14 protein-coding genes and 1 pseudogene are annotated in these 18,809 nt (G+C 74.9%); 4 read left to right on the top strand and 11 right to left on the bottom strand.

Annotation, left to right across the window (positions count from 1 at the left end; all coding sequences use genetic code 11):
* The first annotated feature begins 151 nt into the window (after window positions 1-151).
* Entirely contained in the window at window positions 152-574 is a 423-nt protein-coding gene (locus BX285_RS09610) for a hypothetical protein (RefSeq protein ID WP_121174899.1), read from the top strand.
* A 44-nt stretch (window positions 575-618) separates the two neighbouring features.
* Here the strand turns inward: BX285_RS09610 and hutH are convergent, their stop codons facing one another.
* Both hutH and BX285_RS09600 read right to left on the bottom strand, forming a co-directional pair.
* The gene (gene hutH / locus BX285_RS09605) at window positions 619-2,202 is read right to left on the bottom strand and encodes a histidine ammonia-lyase (RefSeq protein ID WP_373560505.1); all 1,584 of its coding nucleotides are present in this window, start codon (window positions 2,200-2,202) and stop codon (window positions 619-621) included.
* A gap of 105 nt (window positions 2,203-2,307) precedes the next feature.
* Window positions 2,308-3,474 (bottom strand): macrolide family glycosyltransferase, encoded by a 1,167-nt coding sequence (locus BX285_RS09600; RefSeq protein WP_220783943.1) that lies wholly within the window; start codon window positions 3,472-3,474, stop codon window positions 2,308-2,310.
* 121 nt (window positions 3,475-3,595) lie between these two features.
* Here BX285_RS09600 and BX285_RS09595 point away from each other — a divergent pair, with 121 nt between their 5' ends.
* The 3 genes from BX285_RS09595 to BX285_RS09585 all read left to right on the top strand — a co-directional run bounded on the left by BX285_RS09595 (window position 3,596) and on the right by BX285_RS09585 (window position 5,605).
* Window positions 3,596-4,228: a TetR/AcrR family transcriptional regulator gene (locus tag BX285_RS09595; protein ID WP_121174897.1), complete on the top strand. Its 633-nt coding sequence runs from the start codon at window positions 3,596-3,598 to the stop codon at window positions 4,226-4,228.
* Window positions 4,229-4,463: 235 nt separating this feature from the next.
* Complete coding sequence (locus BX285_RS37215; protein ID WP_179852855.1) at window positions 4,464-4,898, top strand: Pycsar system effector family protein; 435 nt, start codon at window positions 4,464-4,466, stop codon at window positions 4,896-4,898.
* Window positions 4,895-5,605, top strand: coding sequence for a Crp/Fnr family transcriptional regulator (locus tag BX285_RS09585; protein ID WP_257032672.1), 711 nt, complete (start codon window positions 4,895-4,897; stop codon window positions 5,603-5,605). Before BX285_RS37215 ends, BX285_RS09585 begins: the two co-directional genes overlap by 4 nt.
* A 223-nt stretch (window positions 5,606-5,828) precedes the next feature.
* On the opposite strand, the gene BX285_RS09580 is transcribed toward BX285_RS09585, so the two are convergent.
* The 9 genes and pseudogenes from BX285_RS09580 to BX285_RS09540 form a co-directional block, all read right to left on the bottom strand.
* Window positions 5,829-7,499 carry a hypothetical protein gene (locus tag BX285_RS09580; protein WP_121174896.1) on the bottom strand — a complete coding sequence of 557 codons (1,671 nt, stop codon included), beginning with the start codon at window positions 7,497-7,499 and terminating at the stop codon, window positions 5,829-5,831.
* Window positions 7,496-8,554 (bottom strand): protein phosphatase 2C domain-containing protein, encoded by a 1,059-nt coding sequence (locus BX285_RS09575; protein ID WP_097237599.1) that lies wholly within the window; start codon window positions 8,552-8,554, stop codon window positions 7,496-7,498. The genes BX285_RS09580 and BX285_RS09575 overlap by 4 nt, the downstream gene beginning before the upstream one ends.
* Window positions 8,555-8,556: 2 nt before the next feature.
* Complete coding sequence (locus tag BX285_RS09570; protein ID WP_121174895.1) at window positions 8,557-9,240, bottom strand: hypothetical protein; 684 nt, start codon at window positions 9,238-9,240, stop codon at window positions 8,557-8,559.
* Window positions 9,241-9,308: 68 nt separating this feature from the next.
* The gene (locus BX285_RS09565) at window positions 9,309-11,105 is read right to left on the bottom strand and encodes a hypothetical protein (RefSeq protein ID WP_121174894.1); all 1,797 of its coding nucleotides are present in this window, start codon (window positions 11,103-11,105) and stop codon (window positions 9,309-9,311) included.
* Complete coding sequence (locus BX285_RS09560; protein WP_121174893.1) at window positions 11,102-13,270, bottom strand: hypothetical protein; 2,169 nt, start codon at window positions 13,268-13,270, stop codon at window positions 11,102-11,104. Before BX285_RS09560 ends, BX285_RS09565 begins: the two co-directional genes overlap by 4 nt.
* Window positions 13,271-13,380: 110 nt before the next feature.
* The gene (locus BX285_RS09555; RefSeq protein WP_121174892.1) at window positions 13,381-14,166 is read right to left on the bottom strand and encodes a hypothetical protein; all 786 of its coding nucleotides are present in this window, start codon (window positions 14,164-14,166) and stop codon (window positions 13,381-13,383) included.
* Between the two features lie 837 nt (window positions 14,167-15,003).
* A pseudogene (locus BX285_RS38235) lies at window positions 15,004-16,155 on the bottom strand (diguanylate cyclase domain-containing protein); the annotation flags it as partial.
* Between the two features lie 383 nt (window positions 16,156-16,538).
* Window positions 16,539-17,663 carry an adenylate/guanylate cyclase domain-containing protein gene (locus BX285_RS09545; protein WP_097237594.1) on the bottom strand — a complete coding sequence of 375 codons (1,125 nt, stop codon included), beginning with the start codon at window positions 17,661-17,663 and terminating at the stop codon, window positions 16,539-16,541.
* Between the two features lie 173 nt (window positions 17,664-17,836).
* Entirely contained in the window at window positions 17,837-18,730 is an 894-nt protein-coding gene (locus BX285_RS09540) for a biotin--[acetyl-CoA-carboxylase] ligase (protein ID WP_121174891.1), read from the bottom strand.
* Window positions 18,731-18,809: the final 79 nt, after the last annotated feature.

Here is an 18,809-nt window from a genome sequence, read left to right as displayed (position 1 = left end):
TGAGACGTCCCGGATGTCGGACGGTGGGCCCGCCCCCGGGCCGGCGGGGCCCGGCCCGACTCGGGGTAACCCTGATTTCACCCTGAGCCCGCCCGGATTCCCCCCGCGAACGGATGGACCGGGTACCGCGGCCGGGGCCACGCTGTACCCCATGGACACTCGCCAGGACGACCTGCGGCGCGACCTCGACGCCACCCTGCAGGCCCGCAAGGAGCTCGGCAAGGAGTACGAGGACGAGCTGGTCGACTCCTTCATGAAGCGCCTCGACGCCCGTCTGGACGCCCGGGTCGAGCGCTCCGTCGCCCAGCGGCTGGACGGCTACGAGCCGCACCCGTACCGCGAGCGCCACCAACGCCCCCGCCACCACGGGTGGAGCAAGCGCTCCGGCACCGGGCTCGCCGTGGCCTCGATGGTCTTCGGCATCCCGCTGACCGCGATCGCGTCCGGCCCCGGCAACGGCGGCTTCGCCGGCCTGCTGGTCTGCTGGGCGGGCATCGTCGGGGTCAACTTCGCCGCCGCGTTCGGCGAGCGCAGGTCCCGCGAGGACCGCCGGCCGCGGGGCGACTGGGACTGAGCCCGGCCGCCCCGCGCCCGGGGGCGTGCTCCCGGGGCGGCGGGTCAGGCCAGCGGGCCGGTGACCTGCTCGACCGCCCGCACCAGCTCGCCGGTGGCGACCAGCGCCGCGGCCGCCTCCAGGTCCGGGGAGAGGAAGCGGTCGCGGCCGGCGCCGCCGACCCCGGCCTCCCGGGCGGCGGCCAGCGCGGCCGCGGTGGCCGGGGCGATCCGGCCGGACGAGTCGGCCTGCTGGCGGATCTCCAGCGCGCGGGCGGCGGCGGTGAGTTCGACGGCCAGGATCCGGCCGAGGTTCTCGACGGCCTGGCGCAGCTTGCGCGCGGCCGACCAGCCCATCGACACGTGGTCCTCCTGCATGGCGGAGGAGGGGATCGAGTCGACGGAGGCCGGGACGGCCAGCCGCTTGTTCTCGCTGACCAGCGCCGCCTGGGTGTACTGGGCGATCATCAGGCCGGAGTCCACGCCCGGGTCGTCGGCCAGGAAGGCCGGCAGGCCGTGCGAGCGGGCCTTGTCGAGCAGGCGGTCGGTGCGGCGCTCGGAGATCGAGCCGAGGTCGGCGGCGGCGATGGCGAGGAAGTCCAGCACGTAGGCGACCGGGGCGCCGTGGAAGTTGCCGTTGGACTCGACCCGGCCGTCGGGCAGCACCACCGGGTTGTCGACCGAGGCGGCCAGCTCGCGGGAGGCGACCAGCTGGGCGTGGGCCAGGGTGTCCCGGCCGGCGCCGGCGACCTGCGGGGCGCAGCGGATCGAGTAGGCGTCCTGGACCCGCGGCGCGTCGTCCTGGTGGTGGCCGGTGAGGCCGGAGTCCTTGAGGACGGCGAGCATGTTGGCGGCGCTGAGCGCCTGGCCGGGGTGCGGGCGGATCGGGAGGTGCAGCTCGGGGGCGAGCACCTTGTCGGTGCCGAGCAGCGCCTCCAGGGTCATGGCGGCGGTGATGTCGGCGGTGGTGAACAGCCGCTGGAGGTCGGCGATGGCCATCACCAGCATGCCGAGCATGCCGTCGGTGCCGTTGATGAGGGCCAGGCCCTCCTTCTCCAGCAGTTCGACGGGCTCGATCCCCGCGGCTGCGAGCAGTTCGCCGGCGGGCTTCTCGACCCCGTCCGGGCCGGTGGCCGTGCCCTCGCCCATCAGCACCAGCGCGCAGTGCGACAGCGGCGCGAGGTCGCCGGAGCAACCGAGCGAGCCGAACTCGCGGACGACCGGGGTGATGCCCGCGTTGAGCAGGGCGGCGATGGTCTCGGCGACCAGCGGGCGCACGCCGGTACGGCCGGAGGCCAGCGTCTTCATCCGCAGGAACATCAGCGCGCGGACGACCTCGCGCTCGACGGCCGGCCCCATGCCGGCGGCGTGCGAGCGCACCAGGGACCGCTGCAGCTGGGCGCGCAGCTCGGGGCTGATGTGCCGTACGGCGAGCGCGCCGAAGCCGGTCGACACGCCGTAGACGGGGCGCGGCTCGGCCGCGAGGGCGTCGATCCGGGCGCGGGCGACCGCCATCTCGGCCTGCGCGTCGGGACCGATCTCGACCCGGGCGTTGCCCCGGGCAACGGCCAGGACGTCGTCGGCGCTGACGTCGGCCTTGCCGACCAGGACCAGCGGAGCGTCGGGGGCCACAGCACTGTGCATATCCATATACACCATCACATCAGGTGAATGAAGATATGACAACAGGTGTTCGTCATCCGGATTCTCCGCCCTCCGGATCCGCGCCGCACGCCGCAGCCCCCGACCCCCCGGCTACTGGACGAGCTCGGCCTCGATCAGCTCCACCGCCCGCGCGGTGCCGCCCTCGGCCCGGCCCGCGGCGGACAGCTCCCGAAGCCGCTCGGCCACCGCCGGATCGTCGACCAGCTCCAGCAGGGCGGAGCGCAGCGCCTCCGCGGTGACCTGCTCGGTGTCCAGCCGGCGGGCGACGCCGAGGCCCACCAGGGCGTCCGCGTTGGCGAACTGGTCGACGGCCTGCGGCACCGCGATCATCGGCACGGCGTGGCACAGCCCCTCGCTGGAGCCGCCCATGCCCGCATGGGTGACGAAGGCGTCCGCCTGGGCGAGTACCGACAGCTGCGGCACCCACCGGTGCACCTCGACGGTGTCCGGCACCTCGCCGAGTTCGGCCGGGTCGGTGTGCTTGCCGATCTGGAGCACGGTGTGCCAGCCCGCCAGGTTGCCGAAGGCCCGGATGCAGGCCCGGTAGAACGCCGGGTGGTGGGTGAAGGCCGAGCCCAGCGAGACCAGCAGCACCCTCTCGGCACTCTCCGGGCGCTGCCACTGCCCCTGGTGGGCCCGGTCGCCGAAGCAGGGCCCGACGAAGGTGATGCGCCGCTCGTCCACCCGGTCGGCGTTGGGCTGCAGGGCGCGCGGGACGAGGGCGATCGCCCGCTCCGGGCGGTTCTTGAAGGCCTCCACGTCGCGCTGCACCGCGCCGGCCTCGGCCAGCCAGTCGGCGAACCGCCGGTAGTGCTCGGGGCCGCCCGGGCCGTTGCGGATCGCCTCGAAGACCGCGGCCAGGTCCTCCTCGATGCCCTCCCAGCCGACGAAGGTGGAGGACAGCTGCACCACCGGCACGCCCAGCCGCTCGCCGAGCGCCCGCGCGGCGAAGCCCGCGATGTCGTAGAGCACCAGGTCGGGGCGGTCGTCCTCGAAGGCCTCCAGCAGGACGGGCCACATCGCCAGGGTGTCGTCCAGGAACACCTCCTGGATCGCCACCGGGTCCTCCGGCCAGCCGCTCGGGTCGCCGGCGAGCGGCAGCGCGGTCGGGTACGGGACGAAGTCGGCGCCGGTGGACTCCACGATCTCCCGGAAGGAGGGGTCGTTGACGTAGCTGACCCGGTGGCCCCGGGCGACCAGCTCGGCGACCACGGCGAGGCTGGGGTTCACGTGCCCGTGGGCGGGGACGGAGACCATCAGGATGTGGGCGGGGCGGGGCACGGGCACCTCCGAGGTAGCGAATGAGACGAGACGTAGCGTCTCGCAACGTTGAGAAGACAATACGTCTCGTCTCGCTGTTTCGCATAGACTTTTTCCCATGGCCTCCACAAGCGCGTCCAGAACCGCCCCCGACCCCGGCCGCCGCAGCGAGCGCGCCCGCGCCGCCGTCCTCGCCGCCGCCACCGAACTCGTCGCCGACGTCGGCTACGGCAAGCTGACCATCGAGGCGATCGCCGCCCGGGCCGGCGTCGGCAAGCAGACCATCTACCGCTGGTGGCCCTCGAAGGGAGCCGTCGTCTTCGACGCCTTCCTCGCCGTCAGCGAGCACGACGGCGGCCTCGCGCTGCCCGACAGCGGCGACCTCGCCGCCGACCTCCGGGCCGTCCTGCGCCCCACCAGCGACGAACTCACCGACCCGGGCACCGACCGCACCTACCGCGCCATCGTCGCCGAGATCCTCAACGACCCCGCGCTGCACGCCGAGTACCGCACCCGCCTGCTGGACCCCCTGCTGGAGGTCACCCGCGACCGCCTGCGCCGCGCCCGCGAGGCCGGCCAGATCGCCCCCGACGCCGACCTCGACCTGGCCGTCGAACTCGTCTACGGCCCGCTCTACTACCGCTGGCAGTACCGCCTCGGCCCGCTCACCCACACCCACGCCGACCGCCTGGTCGACGCCGCCCTGCGCGCCCTCGCCCCGCCCCCGACCACCGCCGCCCACGAGGCCTGACCCAGTGGGCCCACCCGCCCTACCAACCCCACCTCCCCCACGGGAAAGGCGAGTTCGAGCCCGCTCCCGGCCGATCCCGGCCCCCGGCGGGCACCGCGTGGCTATGCTGGACCGGCGGGAGCCCGGGGGCCGAAGCCGACCGTCCGGGAACCGTCCAGAACGGTCGTCCGGGGGGCCTGTGTCGAACGAAGAAGCAGTCAAAACCGCCTGGCAGATCCATGGTTCGCTGACCGAGGTGACCGGCAGGGTCGATTCCAAGGCCTCCTTCGCGCTCACCATCGAGTCCGCCGCACTCGGCGCGATCGTCGCCCTGTCCGGCACCGGCACCGGCCTCGGCCGCACCTCCGGCGCCCTGCCCGCGACGGCCTTCTGGCTCGGCGTGGCCGTCCTCGCGCTGGCCGCGGTCGCCGCCGTGTCGGTGGTCGTGCCGCGCGGCGGGGGCAAGCAGGAGAGCGACCTGCCGAACTTCGTCTACTACGGCCAGCTCCGGCACTGGACGCCCGACCGGCTCGCCGCCGAACTGGACGGCGCGGACCTGCTCCCCCTGCTCAGCCGGCAGTTGGTGGAGATGAGCCGGATCATCTGGATCAAGGACCGCCGGGTCCGGCAGTCCCTCCTGCTCGCCGTCGCCGGTTGCGGGCTGGTCGCACTGGCCGGGCTGCTGGGATGAGACCGGCCGGACCGGCGTCGGGCGGACGCATCCCGTTCTGGCGCCTGCTGGACGCCCCGGCCCGGGCCGAACTGACCGCCGTCGCCCGCCGGGTGCGCTACCCGGCGGGCGCCGCACTGCTCCAGCAGCACGAGCACTCCGACCACCTGCTGGTGATCGAGCGCGGGTGCGTCAAGGTCCTGGTGGAGTCGGGCGCCGGCTACCGCGCGATCCTCGCCATCCGCGGCGACGGCGACCTGCTCGGCGAACAGGCCGGTCTCGACGGCGGTGCACGGTCGGCCACCCTGCACGCGCTGACCGAGGTCACCGCGCTGCACATCCCGCTCAGCCGCTTCGGCGCCGTCCAGCACGCCAACCCCGCCGTGGCGCAGGCCCTCCAGCAGGTGCTCTCCGGCCGGCTGCGGGACGCCGACCAGCAGCGGGCGGCCACCGGGTCCGCCGTCGTCCGCCCGCGCCTGGCCGCCCTCCTGCTGGAACTCGCCGAACGCTACGGAGACCCGGCACCCACCGGCGAGGTCAGGATCTCCCTGCCGCTGTCCCAGGACGACCTGGCCGGCCTGGTGCTCAGCTCCCGGCGAACCGTCAACCGGCTGCTGGAGGAGTGGCGGGACGCCGGCTGGCTGCGCACCGGGCGCCGGGAGATCGAGCTGCTGCACCCGGCGGAGCTGGAGAAACTGGCCCGCGCCGAAGGCCGGCTGCCGCCTTAGGGCCTGTCCGGCGGATCTTGCCGGGCGCACGACGCCGGATCATCCCGCCTGGACGCACGCCCGAATCGTCCAAGTACACCCAGTACGAGGGCGATTCGGGCGCACGCCCAGACGGGCGCGAAGTGGGGGTACCTCCCGGCCGAAGGCTGGGGGAGCCGCGCGCTGATCCGACAAGATCCGCCGGACAGGCCCTAGGGGTTCACCGTTGCGGCGGCTCACCCGGTCAGATGGCGTCCGGGTCGCAGTGGGCCAGCCCGTAGCGGTCCGCCAGCGGGTTCCAGGCGGCCGCGAAGGCCTTCTTGGCCGCGGTCGCCACCTGGCTCTGGTTGTACCCCTCGTTCCAGTCCGCGGTGTGCGGCGCGTTGCCGTCGCAGCCGGCCACGTCGTCCGCCCACCGCGCGAACGCCCGGTCGGCCGCGGCGGAGGCCGTCCAGGCCGAGGAGAGCTGGGCCGCCAGGTTCGCGCCGCCCGGCAGAGCCGAGGTGTCGACCCCCTGCAGCCGGGCGACCAGGGAGTCCCGGCCGGCCGCCGCCTGGCGGAGCTGGGAGGCCCCGTACCGGACGTCGACGGTGTTCCCGCAGCCGTCCGCGGCCTGGACGGCGGAGGTGACGACCTTGCGCGTGCCGTCGTTGCGGTTCAGCAGCAGGTCGATGGCCTTCGCCTGGTTCACCGGGTCGACCGCGGTCGTCCCGCTGCCGCCGGTCGTCCCGCCACCGGTCGTCCCGCCACCGGTCGTCCCGCCGCTGGTGCCGCCGCTCCCGTACGGGGTCGACCGGTACGTGGAGACGGCGGCCGGCGCGGACCCGCTCGACCCGGAGCCGGTGCCGGAGTCGTCCCCGAGCGCGGACACCCCCTTGACGCCGGCCCAGACGAGCAGGCCCGCGAACACCACCGTCGCCAGCACCCGGCCCGGCCCGGGCGGGGTGGCGGCGGGCGGGGCGGGAGCAGGCGTGCCCGGCGGCCGGGGCGGCGCCGGGTGCTGCGCGCCCGCCGCCAGGGTCGCGCCGATCCATGCCGCCACCTCGTCCGGGTCGGGGGCCGACGGCGTCCGCAGCTCCTCGATCGCCCGCAGCAACGGCCTTTCCCAGTCCGCGAGTTCGGGCCGGCGCGCGGGGTCCGTGCCGATCGCCGCGGCGGCGAGCCGCCCGAGGTCCGCCGAGAGCGCGCCGACCGCCCCGGTGTCCCGGCTGTCCTGCTCCCCGGCGAGCAGCCGGACCACCAGCAGGCCGAACTTGTACGAGTCCCCGCGCCCGGTCGCCAGCGGCTCGCCCTGCGGCAGGCTCCAGTCCGGGGTCTCCCGCTGGTCGAGGGCGTCCCGGCCGTCCACCCGCATCGCGTCGCAGTCGATCAGGAAGCAGCTCGGCTCCGCGCCCAGCCGGAACAGCACGTTCTTCGGCGAGAGGTCGCCCACCACGACGCCCAGCCGGTGCAGGCCGGCGAGCGTCCGGGAGAGGTCGAGCAGCAGCTGGAGCCGCTGTTCGACGGTGATCGAGATCCCGACCCGGCGCAGGTAGCCCTCGTCGTTCAGCAGGAACTGGAAGCCGGCGAGGTTCCGCCCGGCCTGCGGCGAGTCGATGAAGAAACCGTCCGGCACCAGGCGCATCAGGATGCCGCAGCGCCCCCGGTCGTCCAGCACCACGGCCGCCGGCCAGGCCAGCCGCTCGCACAGCCAGAGCCCGGTCTCGGTGGGCAGCCCGGGCACGAACTCCACCATCGCGTCCAGGGCCGGGCCGTCCAGTTCGTCCCGGCAGACGGCGGAGTACTCCTTGTACGCCACCGGCCATTCGCCGTTGATCTTCCGACCGGGCAGCGCCCAGACGGTGCCCTGGCCGCCCTGGCCGCCCTGGCCGAGCTTGTCGCCCTTGGTCAGCTTCTCGACCCGGACCTTCGTCACGGCCGGGCCTCCACGGCGGAGGCGGGCCAGACGACGAGCAGGGTGCGGTCGTCGTCGAAGGTCTCCCGGGAGAAGTCCAGCAGGTGGGCCAGGCCGCGCGGTTCCAGCGAGGGCGCCAGGTGCTCGGCGAACAGCCGGCCGACCGGGCCGGTGCCGTCACCGAGCGGGCCGCCGAAGCCGTCCGTGCCGACCAGCAGCCGGTCCGAGCCGAAGATCGCGGCCGTGTGCACCCTGACCTTCGCGGGCACCCGGGGCAGTGCCACCACCGCCGAGGAGGCCACCGGGCCGGCGCCGTCGTGCTCGGCCGGGATGACCGACATGTAGTGGCCGCCGCCGGACAGCAGCCACGCCCCCGAATCGCCCGCGGAGACCAGGTGGACGTCCAGCCCCAGCCGGGCCGGCACCAGGACGCCCGTCACCAGCGTGGTGGCCATCAGGCGCTCGGCCGCGGCCGCGTCCTCCCGGGCCAGGCCGAGGATCTTCGCCGTCTGCGCGACCAGCTGGTAGGCGGCGTGGTTGAGCACCTTGGCCCAGTCGAGCTCGTCCGGGCGGCAGCCCTCGTCCAGTTGCCTGGTCACCGTGTCCACCGCCGTCCGGCAGGCGAGGGTCGCGCCCAGGTGCGACTGCTCGGCCCCGGAGACGCCGTCCGCGACGGCGAAGACCAGCGTCCCGGAGCCGTGCAGCGCGACCGCGATGTCGTCCTCCCGCGGCCGGCCGTTCCCCCGGTGCGCGTAGCCCCGGACGGAGGCCAGCCGGACCCGTACGTGCTCGCCGGACCATCCGTCGAAGACCGTGTCCGGCCGGTACGAGGAACCGGACGGCGGCCTGGGCTCGAACCGGTCCACCGGGCGGTCCAGTTCGACCGGCGCCCAGACCGAGGAGGGCGGCGCGTACACCGAGTCGCCGACCGGACGGCCGGGCGCCCCCGGCGGGTGCGACGGCGAGTGCGCCGGCGGGTGCGACGGCCGGAGCGGGGCGGGCAGGTAGCCGGCCGGGGAGACGGGAGGCAGTGCGGCCCGGCCGTCGGGGCCGGCCGCGCGGTGCTCGGGGCCCATCCTCACACCACGTCGATCGCCATGCGGAAGCCCTCCGGCTTGTCCACCACCAGCTCCGCGTTCCCCGCGGCGAGCGACATCCCGGAGGCGACGATGCTCGTGGTCAGCGCCGAGCAGAACTTGGTGATCGCCGCGCCGATGTCGGCGCCCGGGATCTGCACGAAGGCGTAGTTCTGGTCGGTGGCGACGTTCAGGATCGTGGACGCGTCGGCGGCACCGATGCCGAAGGCCGCGATGTTCGGTGCCACGACGTCCCGCCGGGACCGGTCGGTCAGCTGCCGGTGCACGCTCGCCCAGTCCTCGTTGCTGTTGGGCTGGCCGTCGCTCAGGAAGAACACCGCGGGCCGGTAGACCGTGTACCCGGCCCGCTTCAGCTCCTGCACGTCCTGCGGGATGCGGGTGAGCAGCGCCGTGAACGCGGCCCGGTAGCTCGTCCCGCCGCCGGTGCTGGTCAGCACCGGCAGCTCGTCCTCCTGCCGCAGGTCGGCCAGGCTCATCCGGACGTCGACGCCGTTGGAGAAGCCGAGGACGGAGAATCTGACCTTCGCCGCCGCCATCGGCTCGGCCAGCAGGGCGCGGTGCAGCGAGGCCAGTCCGGCGTTGAGTTCGCCGAGGACGGGTGTCATCGAGCCGGACTCGTCCGCCACCACGTACATCGGGATGAGGTTGCCACGGTTGTCGGCCATGGTCGGGAGTGCCTTTCGTCGGGTGCTCAGCGTTCGGGTGTGGTTCAGCAGTCGGGTGGGGGGGTGGCTCAGCCGGTGCCGCCGAGCCGGCGCAGGCCGGGCGGGCACTCGATGAACAGGTCGGGTCGGCCGCCGGCCAGGCCCCGGCTCAGGTACAGCACGGAGTCGCGCAGCAGCGAGGCGAACCGCTCGGCGGCGGTGGCCAGGTCGAGGCCGGGCTCGGCGACGAAGGCGAGTTCGGGGTAGCGGGCGATGGCTCGGATCTCCGCCTCGTCGGCCCGGCCGATGCCCACCGCGATGACCGTCGGGTGGCCGGGGTTGGCCACCGGATCGGTCAGCGCCCTGACCGTCTCCCGCCACCGCACGCTCTCCTCGCAGACCCCGCCGAACAGCACGAACAGCACCGGGCGGTGGACCACCCGGTGCTCGGCCTTGAGTCGCGCCAGGTCCTCCGGGACCAGCCTGCGCAGCCGCTCGAACGCCAGGTCGTGCCGGGCGCCGGCCCGCACCCTCAGCTCCGGCATCACGGTCGTCCACTCGACCGCCGACATCGGCAGGTGCGCCGTGGTGTCCCCGGCCGCGCCGAGCACCGAGATCCGCAGCCCGGCGGCCGTCTCCGGCGGGGTCAGCAGGGCCGAGTGCAGGCCGCGCAGCGCGTTGTTGAGGCCGTCGAGGCAGCCCGCGACGGCCGCCGACTCGTCGATCAGGAGGTAGACCGGGAGCACCCCGTTCGCCGTGCCGCTCCCCTGCGCGTCCGCGACCACCGTCCCCACCAGCGCGGACGGCCCACTCGGCCCCGCGAAGCCGCCCGGAGCGCCCGGAGCGCCCGGACCACCCGGACCACCCGAGCCCGCAGAGCCCGCCGGACCGCCCCACCGCACGGGCGGCAGCGCCGTGGCCGCCCCGCCCGCGAGCGTCGCGCCGTGCACCCGGTGCAGCGCCTGCTGCCGGATCACCTCCACGTCGGCCGGCTGGATGAGGTCGTTCGCGACCATGAACTTGAAGACCTCGACCGAGCGTTCGTCGAACTGCTCCTGCCGCCCGACCAGCGACGTCTCCCAGCGGCTGCGCATCTCGATCGCCTCGGCGACCCGGTCCGGGTGCTCCAGCACGAACAGCCGGATCAGCCCGCCGATGTCGAGGTCGCCCTCGCCCAGCAGCCGGCGCCGCTCGGCCTGCAGCTCCAGCTTCACCCGCTGCTCCTGCGTCTCCCGGGCGAGCCGGCCGTCCAGCCTGATCCGGTCCACCACCTGCTCGCCCCGGGCCTCGGCCTCGGCCCGCAGCTGCGCCGATTCGGCCAGCCGCAGCTCCCGGTCCGCCCTGGTCAGGCTGCTGATGTAGGTGCGGGCCGCGTCGTCGGGGCGCAGGTCGACCACGCAGCGGTAGATGGTGATGCCCTCCGACAGCACCATCTCCCGGGCGCAGTCCTGGTTCATCCGGTGCTCGGCCAGGGCCGCCTGGTCGATCGGGTAGCCGCGGGCGATCCCCCGGAGCACGGCGGCGATGTGCCCGTAGACCACGATCAGGGCGTCGGTCACGTTGCGCCGGACCACCTCGACCGGGTCGTGGACCCGGAAGCCCACGTCCACGATGGCGTCGAAGCAGTGGGCCTGGTCCTGGGAGGGCAGCGGCCAGCTCTTCAGGTGCGCGGTGCGCCGGTGGTCGCTGAGGTCCACCTCGTACCTGGTCCGGTACCTACCGAGGAACTGCTGCGACCAGCTCAGCGGTTTGCCCTGGAACCAGGCGAGTTCACCGTCGTAGGAGGCGTACACCGCGGCGGCGCTCGGCTTCAGCGCCTTCACCGGGCCGGACAGCCCCCGTGGCACCGGCTCCTCGCTGATGATCAGCGGCAGGGTGGGGGTCAACTCGAACGCTCCTGTCGGTCCAGTTCGGCCGTGACCGCGGCGGCGGTCCTCGGCAGCGGGGAGATGCTGTGGGCGCCCGCCCAGTCGGCGGCCTGCCGGCGCAGGATGGTGGCGGTCCGCGGATCGCCGTCCGCCAGCGCGCCGACCATCCGCACGAGGACCACCCGCAGCTCCGGGTCGCCCTCGGCCAGCCGGGCCCACAGCTGCAGCACGTACTCGGAGGCGGACCGGTGGACGGCCTCGTTCAGCGCCGCGCGCCACAGTTCGACGAACGGGGCTCGCAGCACCGGCTCCCGGTCCGCCCGTACCAGCAGGGCCGGCCAGTTCGGCAGGACGGCCGGCTCCGGCAGCGTCGCGGTCTCCACCACCAACTGGGCGCCGACGGCGAGGAAGGCCAGCAGGACGGAGGGGCGGGCCCGGTGGTCGGCCAGCGCCGTGCAGAGCCGGCCGAGCACCACGGCGGACAGCCGGTCGTCGTCGGCGAGGATGTCGGTCAGGCTGTCGCCGACCGCGATGGCGACCTGCATGTGGTCGACCACGCAGAGCCGGGCCAGGGCGTCGACCGCGGCCAGCGGCCCGGCGCCGCTGAGGCTCAGCGCGTACACCCGGGCCGCGGTCGCCTGGACCAGCGGGCGGTCGGCGTCGGCGAACCAGCCGGCGGCCAAGGTCCGCACCATGCCGAGCAGTTCGGGGTTCTTCGCGCTCACCGACAGAGCGTGGGCGACGGCGGTGCGGCGACGGCGGTCCGGGCTGGCCGCCCAGGGGTGGAGCACGTGGTCCAGCAGGTACTGGAAGGACCGGTCGGCGAGCACCCCGAGCGCCACCCCGGCGTGCGTGCGGACCTGTTCGGACGGGTCGGCGACCAGCTCGGTGAGCCAGTCCAGCAGCACCTCCTGCAGCGGGTACTCCGCCCAGACGTGCTCGATCAGCCGGCGCGGGTAGCCCGGGTCCTTGTACTCCAGGCCGTCCGCGGGCACCCGCCCGGTGGCGCTGAAGAACCGCACCGGCACCGTCCGGGCGCGCAGTTGGGCCAGCCGCCGCCGGCGCGGTACCCAGTACGGCTCGCGCACCCGCGGCAGGTGGCCGTCCGCCGGGGCCAGGACGGTGTAGTCCTCGGTGTCCAGGCGCCGGTGGAGCGCCCGGGCCGCCGCGGCGACGTCCTCCTGGGGGAGGCCGTTGAGCACCGCCAGGGCGACGGCGTAGCAGCGCAGGAAGGGCTCTTCGAGGTTCTCGGCCCAGATCTCGAAGTCCTCGGCACCGCGCCGGGCCAGCTTCTCCCGGACCACCGCGAGGTCGGGCACGCCGCCGGCCGCGGACTCGGCGGACTCGCCCAGCGCGGAGGCGAGTCCGGCTGCCGCCCGGCAGGCGCCGTCCGCACCGAGGTGCTCGTCCAGGAGTTCCGCCACGCCCTGGCGCCTCAGCAGCAGGGCGGCGGCGGGCTCGCCGAGCAGCCAGTCCAGGTAGCGGCGGACGATCCGGGCGGGCTCCGGCGGGCCGGGCAGGTCGATGACGTGGCCGAGGACCTCGGAGTCGACCAGCCCGCTCTCCTGGCCGACCGTCAGGACCAGCCGGGCCCCCGCGCGGTGCAGGGCGCCGTCCAGTCCCTGGAGGAGCGGGCCGTCCAGGGTGGAGCAGTCCCCCGGCTCGTCGACCAGGAAGCCGACCGGCTCGCCCCGGCCGTCCTGGGCGTCGGCCTCCAGCCGCTCGATGAGCGCTCCGAGGTCGGAGGTGCGGTCCAGGTGGTAGATCCGGTCGACCGAGCGGCCGAGCAGCAGCCGCAACGCGGCCGTGGTCTTGCCGGAGCCGGCCGGGCCGCGCAGGATCGCCAGGCTCCGCTTGCCGAAGTCGGCCCGCACCTCGTCCCAGTCGGCCGGGTCCGCGAAGGCGCTGCGCACCCGTTCCAGGACCAGCGGGGAGACCAGGCGCAGCGGCGCCCGTCCGCCGCCGACCAGGAAGACGTTCTTGTCCCCGGCGACCATGTCGCCGTCGATGCTCGCCAGCGCATGGCGCACGGTGTCGCGGCGCAGCATGCCCTGGGCGAACTGGGTGGCCTCCGCGCTCTCCCGGGCGGCGCCGCTGCGGGCGGAACCGCCCTCCGGCCGTTCGCCGCCGGCGTCGCCGGAGGGCCCGCCGTCGGCACCCTCGCCGGCCGGCGGGCCGTCCACGGGGGCCCCGTCCGGCCCGGCGGCGGGCGGTGCCGCCGGGCCGGAGGGGCCCCCTCCCCCGTCGACCGGCGGAACCCCCGTTACCGCCGGCCCCGTGTCCCCGGGCGTCGTCATCGACGGCCCGGGGAGTTCGGCGCGTGGTGGACGTTCTTGTCACCGGCCACCTGGTCCCCGTGCACCACGCCCGCGTGGAAGACCACTCCGCCGGTCGGCGCCCCGCCGGAACCGGGGGCGGGAGCGGGAGCGGCGGGAGCGGCGGCGGGGCCGGGACCGAGCCCGGTTCCGGGGCCGGAACCCCCGTCCAGCCCGGGCGGAGCCGGGTAGCCGGGCACGGTGATCCAGCCGCGGGCGGGGATGCCGTGCTTGGCCTCGAAGCCCACCGGCAGGTAGGCGGCCGGGTCGACGGTGCGGTACTCGTGCCGGACCACGGCCTGGTAGACCTCGTCGGAGACGATGAACGCCAGGTTGGCCCGGCCCGCCCGGGCCAGCACCTCGCGCAGCGGCGCGGCGTCGACCAGCCGGAAGGTCCAGTTCACCGCGTCGCCCGACCAGCCGTCCGCGTCGCGGCTGACCAGCCCCTGGTGCAGCGCGACCCGGAGGCGCAGGGCATGCGCCTCGTTGAAGATCCGTGCCTTCTCCGCCAGGCAGTCGTCCAGGGCCCGGACGAGCGCCCCGGCCAGCAGCACCGGCGAGACCTGCGGCTGTACCAGGACCAGCACTCCGTCGCCGCGGTCCTCGGTGGCGACGGCCCCGTCCGGCAGACCGGCCTCCGCCAGCGCGTCCCGGAGCACCTCGTACATCGCCTGCCGCAGCGACCGCTGGACGGGGTTCGGCCGCGTGCTGAACCCCTCGATGTCGAGCACCACGATCCAGTGGTGCACGGCCGCCAGTGTCATCCCGGCTCCTCCCGGCTCGGCGTCGACCAGTACCCCATTGGTACGCCACCGGGAGGCACACTTCTGCGCCAAATGGCGCACAGACGGCACTTTCTGACGTCACGCCAGGTGGCAGGTCGCGGGCATCGGCCAGGGTACGAAGGATGCCCGGGCACCGGCTCGGCCTTGTCCGGATCGTTACGCCCCCTGACCGTGCCCGCCCGTACGCACGCCCCCGCGTGCGCCCCGGCGCACAGTGCCTTTCGCCCGCGCCCCCGAAGAGACCTCTCAGACCACCGGCGGCGAGGCCGCGCCCGAGAGGGCGACGGCGACGAGGGCGCGCATGGCGCAGGCGGCCTGGCCGAGGGGCAGGGTGGCGTCGTCGGCGAAGAGTTCGACGAGCCAGCCGCCGGCCGGGTTGTGGCCGCCGGCGGCGACCATGCCGCGGTAGCCGGAGACCACGAGCATGGCCTCCTCCGCCGGGTCGTTGCCGGCCGCCCCGGCCCGGAGGGCGAAGGCGCCGCCGCGGACGGCGCGCCGGGTCATCGGGTAGTGGCGCAGGTCGAAGACGGCGTCGGGGGCCTCGATCTGGGCCCGCTGGGTCTCGGCGCGGGCGCTGCTGGGGCCGCTGGTCATCCGGTAGACGGCGTGCTGGGCGGTGCGCATCAGGTGGGAGCCGGGTGGGACGTAGGAGACCCACCAGCCGACGGCGTCGAGCAGCCGGGCGGAGGTCTCGGCGATGACGACCAGCTTGCCGAGGGTGTCGGCCGGGTGGACGACCCGGGCGGCGGCGGCCCGGTCGAGGGCGGCGAGGACGGCGGTGAGCAGCTGACCCGGGTCGGCGCTGTGGGCGGCGCCGCGGAACCGGCGCCGGTCCCCGGTGCCGATCCGCCCGCCGGTCCGCCGCCCGTCGGCCCGGTGGTGCGGGTCAGCGGCGTCGGCGAGCAGCACGGTGGGGTCCGGCGAGAAGCCGGGGCCGTGGCTGCGACCGGCGACGACGGGGTGGGCGGCCCGGGCGGCCTTGGCGCGGTACTGGGCGGCGTCGGCGAGCCGGAAGAGCCGGTCGGGGGTGGTGACGGGCCCGATCGAGTCCCCGGTGGAGGCGACGCCGCAGGCCACGCCCTCGCCCTCGGACAGCGCGAGGGCCCGGGCGCAGAGCTCTTCGGCGACGGCCACCACCTCGTCGGCCTTCTGCCCCTCCACCAGCAGGCAGAACTCGTCGCCGCCGAGCCGGGCGGCGAGGCTGCCGGGGAGTTTGGCGGCGGCCAGCGAGAGCTGGTGGGCGAACCGTTCCAGCAGCCGGTCGCCCATCTCGTGGCCGAGCTGGTCGTTGACCCGCTTCAGCCCGTTGACGTCGCAGACGACCAGGGAGACGACGGTGTTGTCCCGGTTGTGCGCCTCCAGCGCGCTCTCCAGCCGGGTGTCGACGGCACGCCGGTTGGCGAGGCCGGTGAGCGGGTCGGAGAAGGCGAGCCGGCGCAGGTCGGCGAGGCGTTCGGTCTGGGCGAGCCCGGCCGAGACCTGGGCGGCGAGCAGGGTCGCGTAGTCGGCGTCGGCCTCGGTGAACTCGGGCATCCCGACCGACCTGGCGAGGTAGAGCTCGCCCCAGGCCTGCCCGTGGAGCACGATCGGCGCGACCACGCAGCAGGCCCGCCCGCGCCGGCGCAGCGCGGCGGCGCGTTCCTGGCAGTACGCGCCGGCGGTCGGGTGTGCGTGCCCGGGGTGCGGCGCGCTGTTCTCGGCGGTCTGCAGCCAGGCGCGCGGCAGCCGCCCGGTGGTCCAGCGCTCGTCCAGGTAGGTGACGATCTCGGGGAAGTCGGCGACGGGGTAGGACTCGTCCTCGGGCAGCTCCTCCTCGCCGGGGGCGAGCTCGCCGTGGTTGACCAGGACCCGCAGCCGGCCGGATTCGCGGTCCCAGACGGAGACCGCGGCCATGGTGGCGCCGAGCGCCTCGGTGGCGCGGGCGGCGGCGGCCCGGACGGCTTCCAGCGGGGTGAGCGCGCCGGCCATGTCCTGGGCGAGCTCGACCACGGACTGCAGCCTCAGGTCGGGCAGCGGGTCGCGGTGCCGCGAGCCGCCGCAGTCGCAGCCGCGGTCCGTCATGATCGCCTCACTGCTCACCGGCTCGCCTCGCTCCCTGTGCTCGGTCCTGCCAGACCCCCGTCGGCCGGCCGCACCCGACCGGTCGCTTGCACCAAGACTATGGCGGTTTCGCTCGGTTATGCCCCGTTTGCCCGGACCGGGCTGCTCCAGAACGTACGGGTTTCAACCGTTCGGCACCCGACGACCCGCAAGCACCCACCCGACGTACCCGCCGGACGCACCCGCCAGAAGCACCCAGCGGAACCACCCACTGGTACCTCCCCCAGCGGACGTACCCACCGGAAGCGGGCCTAGTCCGCCTTCAGCCGCCGGGTGAGCAGCCACGGCTCGACCAGCCCGAGCCCCCGCACCGGGCGGCGCCACATCGGCTGGAGGTGGAACCGCGCCCCGGCGTCCGGCCCCGGCATCGGCAGCCCGGAGGCGGGCATCCCGGCGGCGGCCGACAGTGCCTCGGCCAGGCCGGGCCCCTCCGAGTCGGCCGGGGCGACGCTGCCGTTCTGCTCCAGGGCGGCGGCGAACTCGCCGTCGATCAGCACCGCGTCCTTGGGCGCGATCGAGGTGAGCCGGCTGGCCAGGTTGACGGTGGTGCCGAAGACGTCGCCCATCCGCGAGGTGACCGTGCCGAAGGCCATGCCGACCCGCAGCGGCGGGATGGGGTCCTCCTCGGCCAGCGCCTCGATCAGGCCGAGCGCGATCTCGGCGGCGGTCGCCGGGTCCTCGGAGACGTAGAGGATCTCGTCGCCGAGGGTCTTGATCACCCGGCCGCCCTGGCCGACGATCAGGTCCGAGCAGGTGTTCTCGAAGGTCTCGACCAGCTCGCCGAGCTCCTCCTCCTCCAGCCGCCGGGAGAGCCGGGTGAAGCCGACCAGGTCGGCGAAGCCGACGGCCAGCCGCCCGCTGGTGATCTCGTTGTCCTCGGCGGCCTGCACCACCCGGCCGGTGACGGCCGCCAGCTGGCGCCGCCAGACGTACACCAGGAACTGCTCCAGCTCCGGCAGCAGCAGCTCGACCAGCGGGTACGCGACGTCGGCGCGGGTCAGCCCGGGCTCGACGGACTGGGTGAGGTTCTCCAGGAAGGTGTCCATCTGCCAGCCGGCCAGCCGGGCCGTGGTCTGGCCGGTGGAGCGGGCCACCTGGATCGCCATCGACTCGCTGAGCAGGCCGGACTCGACCAGGCCGGCCAGCCGGCGCAGCGCGATCACGTCGCCGTCGGTCAGCGCCCGGGACTGGCCGATGTCGGGGAAGCCCATGGCGCGCCAGAAGCGGGTGGCCAGCTCCATCGGGACGTCGGCGGCGCGCGCGGCCTGGTACGGGGTGTAGCGGCGCGGCGCGTCCAGGATCAGGCGTTCCAGTTCGAGCGCGACCGTGGGGTCGTTGGTACCCGACGTCGCGCCGCTGCTGCCGTCCTCTGCCACCGGTCCGTCCCCGTGCGGTCGCCGCACTCGCCTCGTGTCCTACCTGTCCGGGCCCGCCGCCCGCCACCCGTGCGGGCAGTGGCGCGCCTCACACCGCTGCCAGGTGGAATGTTCGCACGGAATCTCCGGATCCGGGGCATCAGCCCGGGTCAAGGAGAGGTGAAGACTGCCGTTCAGCGGGCTTCGGGGCGTACGTGGACGACGTCGCCCGCGCCGACCGCCCGGCGTGCGCCGTCGGGCGTACGGACCACCAGGCGCCCGTCGCCGTCCACCGCCACCGCCTCGCCGACCAGTTCGGTGTCGCCGGGCAGGTGCACCTTGACCCGGCGGCCGAGCGTGGTGCAGCGGTCCACGTAGGCGCGCAGCAGGTCGCTGGCGTGCGGGTCGCCGGCCGCGGCCGTCCACTCCCGGTACAGCACGGCGAGTTCGCGCAGCAGGGCCCGCAGCAGGGTGCCCCGGTCGGTGGTGGCGGCGCCGGCCAGCGCCAGCGAGGCGGCGGTGGGGACGGGCAGTTCCTGCTCCCGCAGCGAGACGTTGAGGCCGAGGCCGACGACCACCGCGCCGCCGGCCAGCTCGGTGAGGATCCCGCCGATCTTGCGCTCCGCGCCGTCGATCTCCACCTGCAGGTCGTTGGGCCACTTCAGCCCGACCTCGACCTCGGCGACCCGGTCCAGCGTGCTGGCCGCGGCCACCCCGACCAGGATCGGCAGCCAGCCGTAGCGCTCGACCGGCACCTCCTCGGGGCGCAGCAGGAGGGACAGGAACAGCCCGGAGCGGGCCGGGGCCGTCCACTGCCGGTCCAGCCGCCCGCGGGCGGCGCTCTGCGCCTCGGCCACCAGCACCGCTCCCTGGGCGGCGCCGGCCCTGGCGCGGGCGGCGAGGTCGCTGTTGGTGGAGCCGGTCTCGGTGACCACGTCCAGGGAGGTCCAGAGCCCGCCCGGAACGACCAGGTCGTGGCGCAGCGCCTCCTCGTCCAGCGGCGGCCGGTCCAGGTCGGTCCAGGGCGACGGTCCGGTACGGCCGAAGCCGCGCAGGCCACTGCGGCGGGGGGTGTCGGGTGCGTCCATGGGGGCAACCCTAGGGCCCGTCTTCAAACCCCCGTCGTTCGCCCGGAGGGCGAGCGGGGCGGCGTTGGGGTGCGTGCAT

It is taken from the genome of Streptomyces sp. 1114.5, assembly GCF_003635085.1.
Classification (GTDB): Bacteria; Actinomycetota; Actinomycetes; order Streptomycetales; family Streptomycetaceae; genus Kitasatospora.
The sequence above is the reverse complement of the archived record's forward strand: the minus strand, read 5'-3'. Positions and strand labels throughout refer to the sequence as shown.

Bases quoted from the DNA above. Each gene is read 5' to 3' on its own strand.
- BX285_RS09610 (WP_121174899.1), top strand. From the start codon at position 152: ATGGACACTCGCCAGGACGACCTGCGGCGCGACCTCGACGCCACCCTG.
- hutH (WP_373560505.1), bottom strand. From the start codon at position 2,202: ATGGATATGCACAGTGCTGTGGCCCCCGACGCTCCGCTGGTCCTGGTC.
- BX285_RS09585 (WP_257032672.1), top strand. From the start codon at position 4,895: ATGAGACCGGCCGGACCGGCGTCGGGCGGACGCATCCCGTTCTGGCGC.
- BX285_RS09600 (WP_220783943.1), bottom strand. From the start codon at position 3,474: ATGGTCTCCGTCCCCGCCCACGGGCACGTGAACCCCAGCCTCGCCGTG.
- BX285_RS09595 (WP_121174897.1), top strand. From the start codon at position 3,596: ATGGCCTCCACAAGCGCGTCCAGAACCGCCCCCGACCCCGGCCGCCGC.
- BX285_RS09540 (WP_121174891.1), bottom strand. From the start codon at position 18,730: ATGGACGCACCCGACACCCCCCGCCGCAGTGGCCTGCGCGGCTTCGGC.
- BX285_RS09555 (WP_121174892.1), bottom strand. From the start codon at position 14,166: ATGACACTGGCGGCCGTGCACCACTGGATCGTGGTGCTCGACATCGAG.
- BX285_RS09570 (WP_121174895.1), bottom strand. From the start codon at position 9,240: ATGGCCGACAACCGTGGCAACCTCATCCCGATGTACGTGGTGGCGGAC.
- BX285_RS09575 (WP_097237599.1), bottom strand. From the start codon at position 8,554: ATGGGCCCCGAGCACCGCGCGGCCGGCCCCGACGGCCGGGCCGCACTG.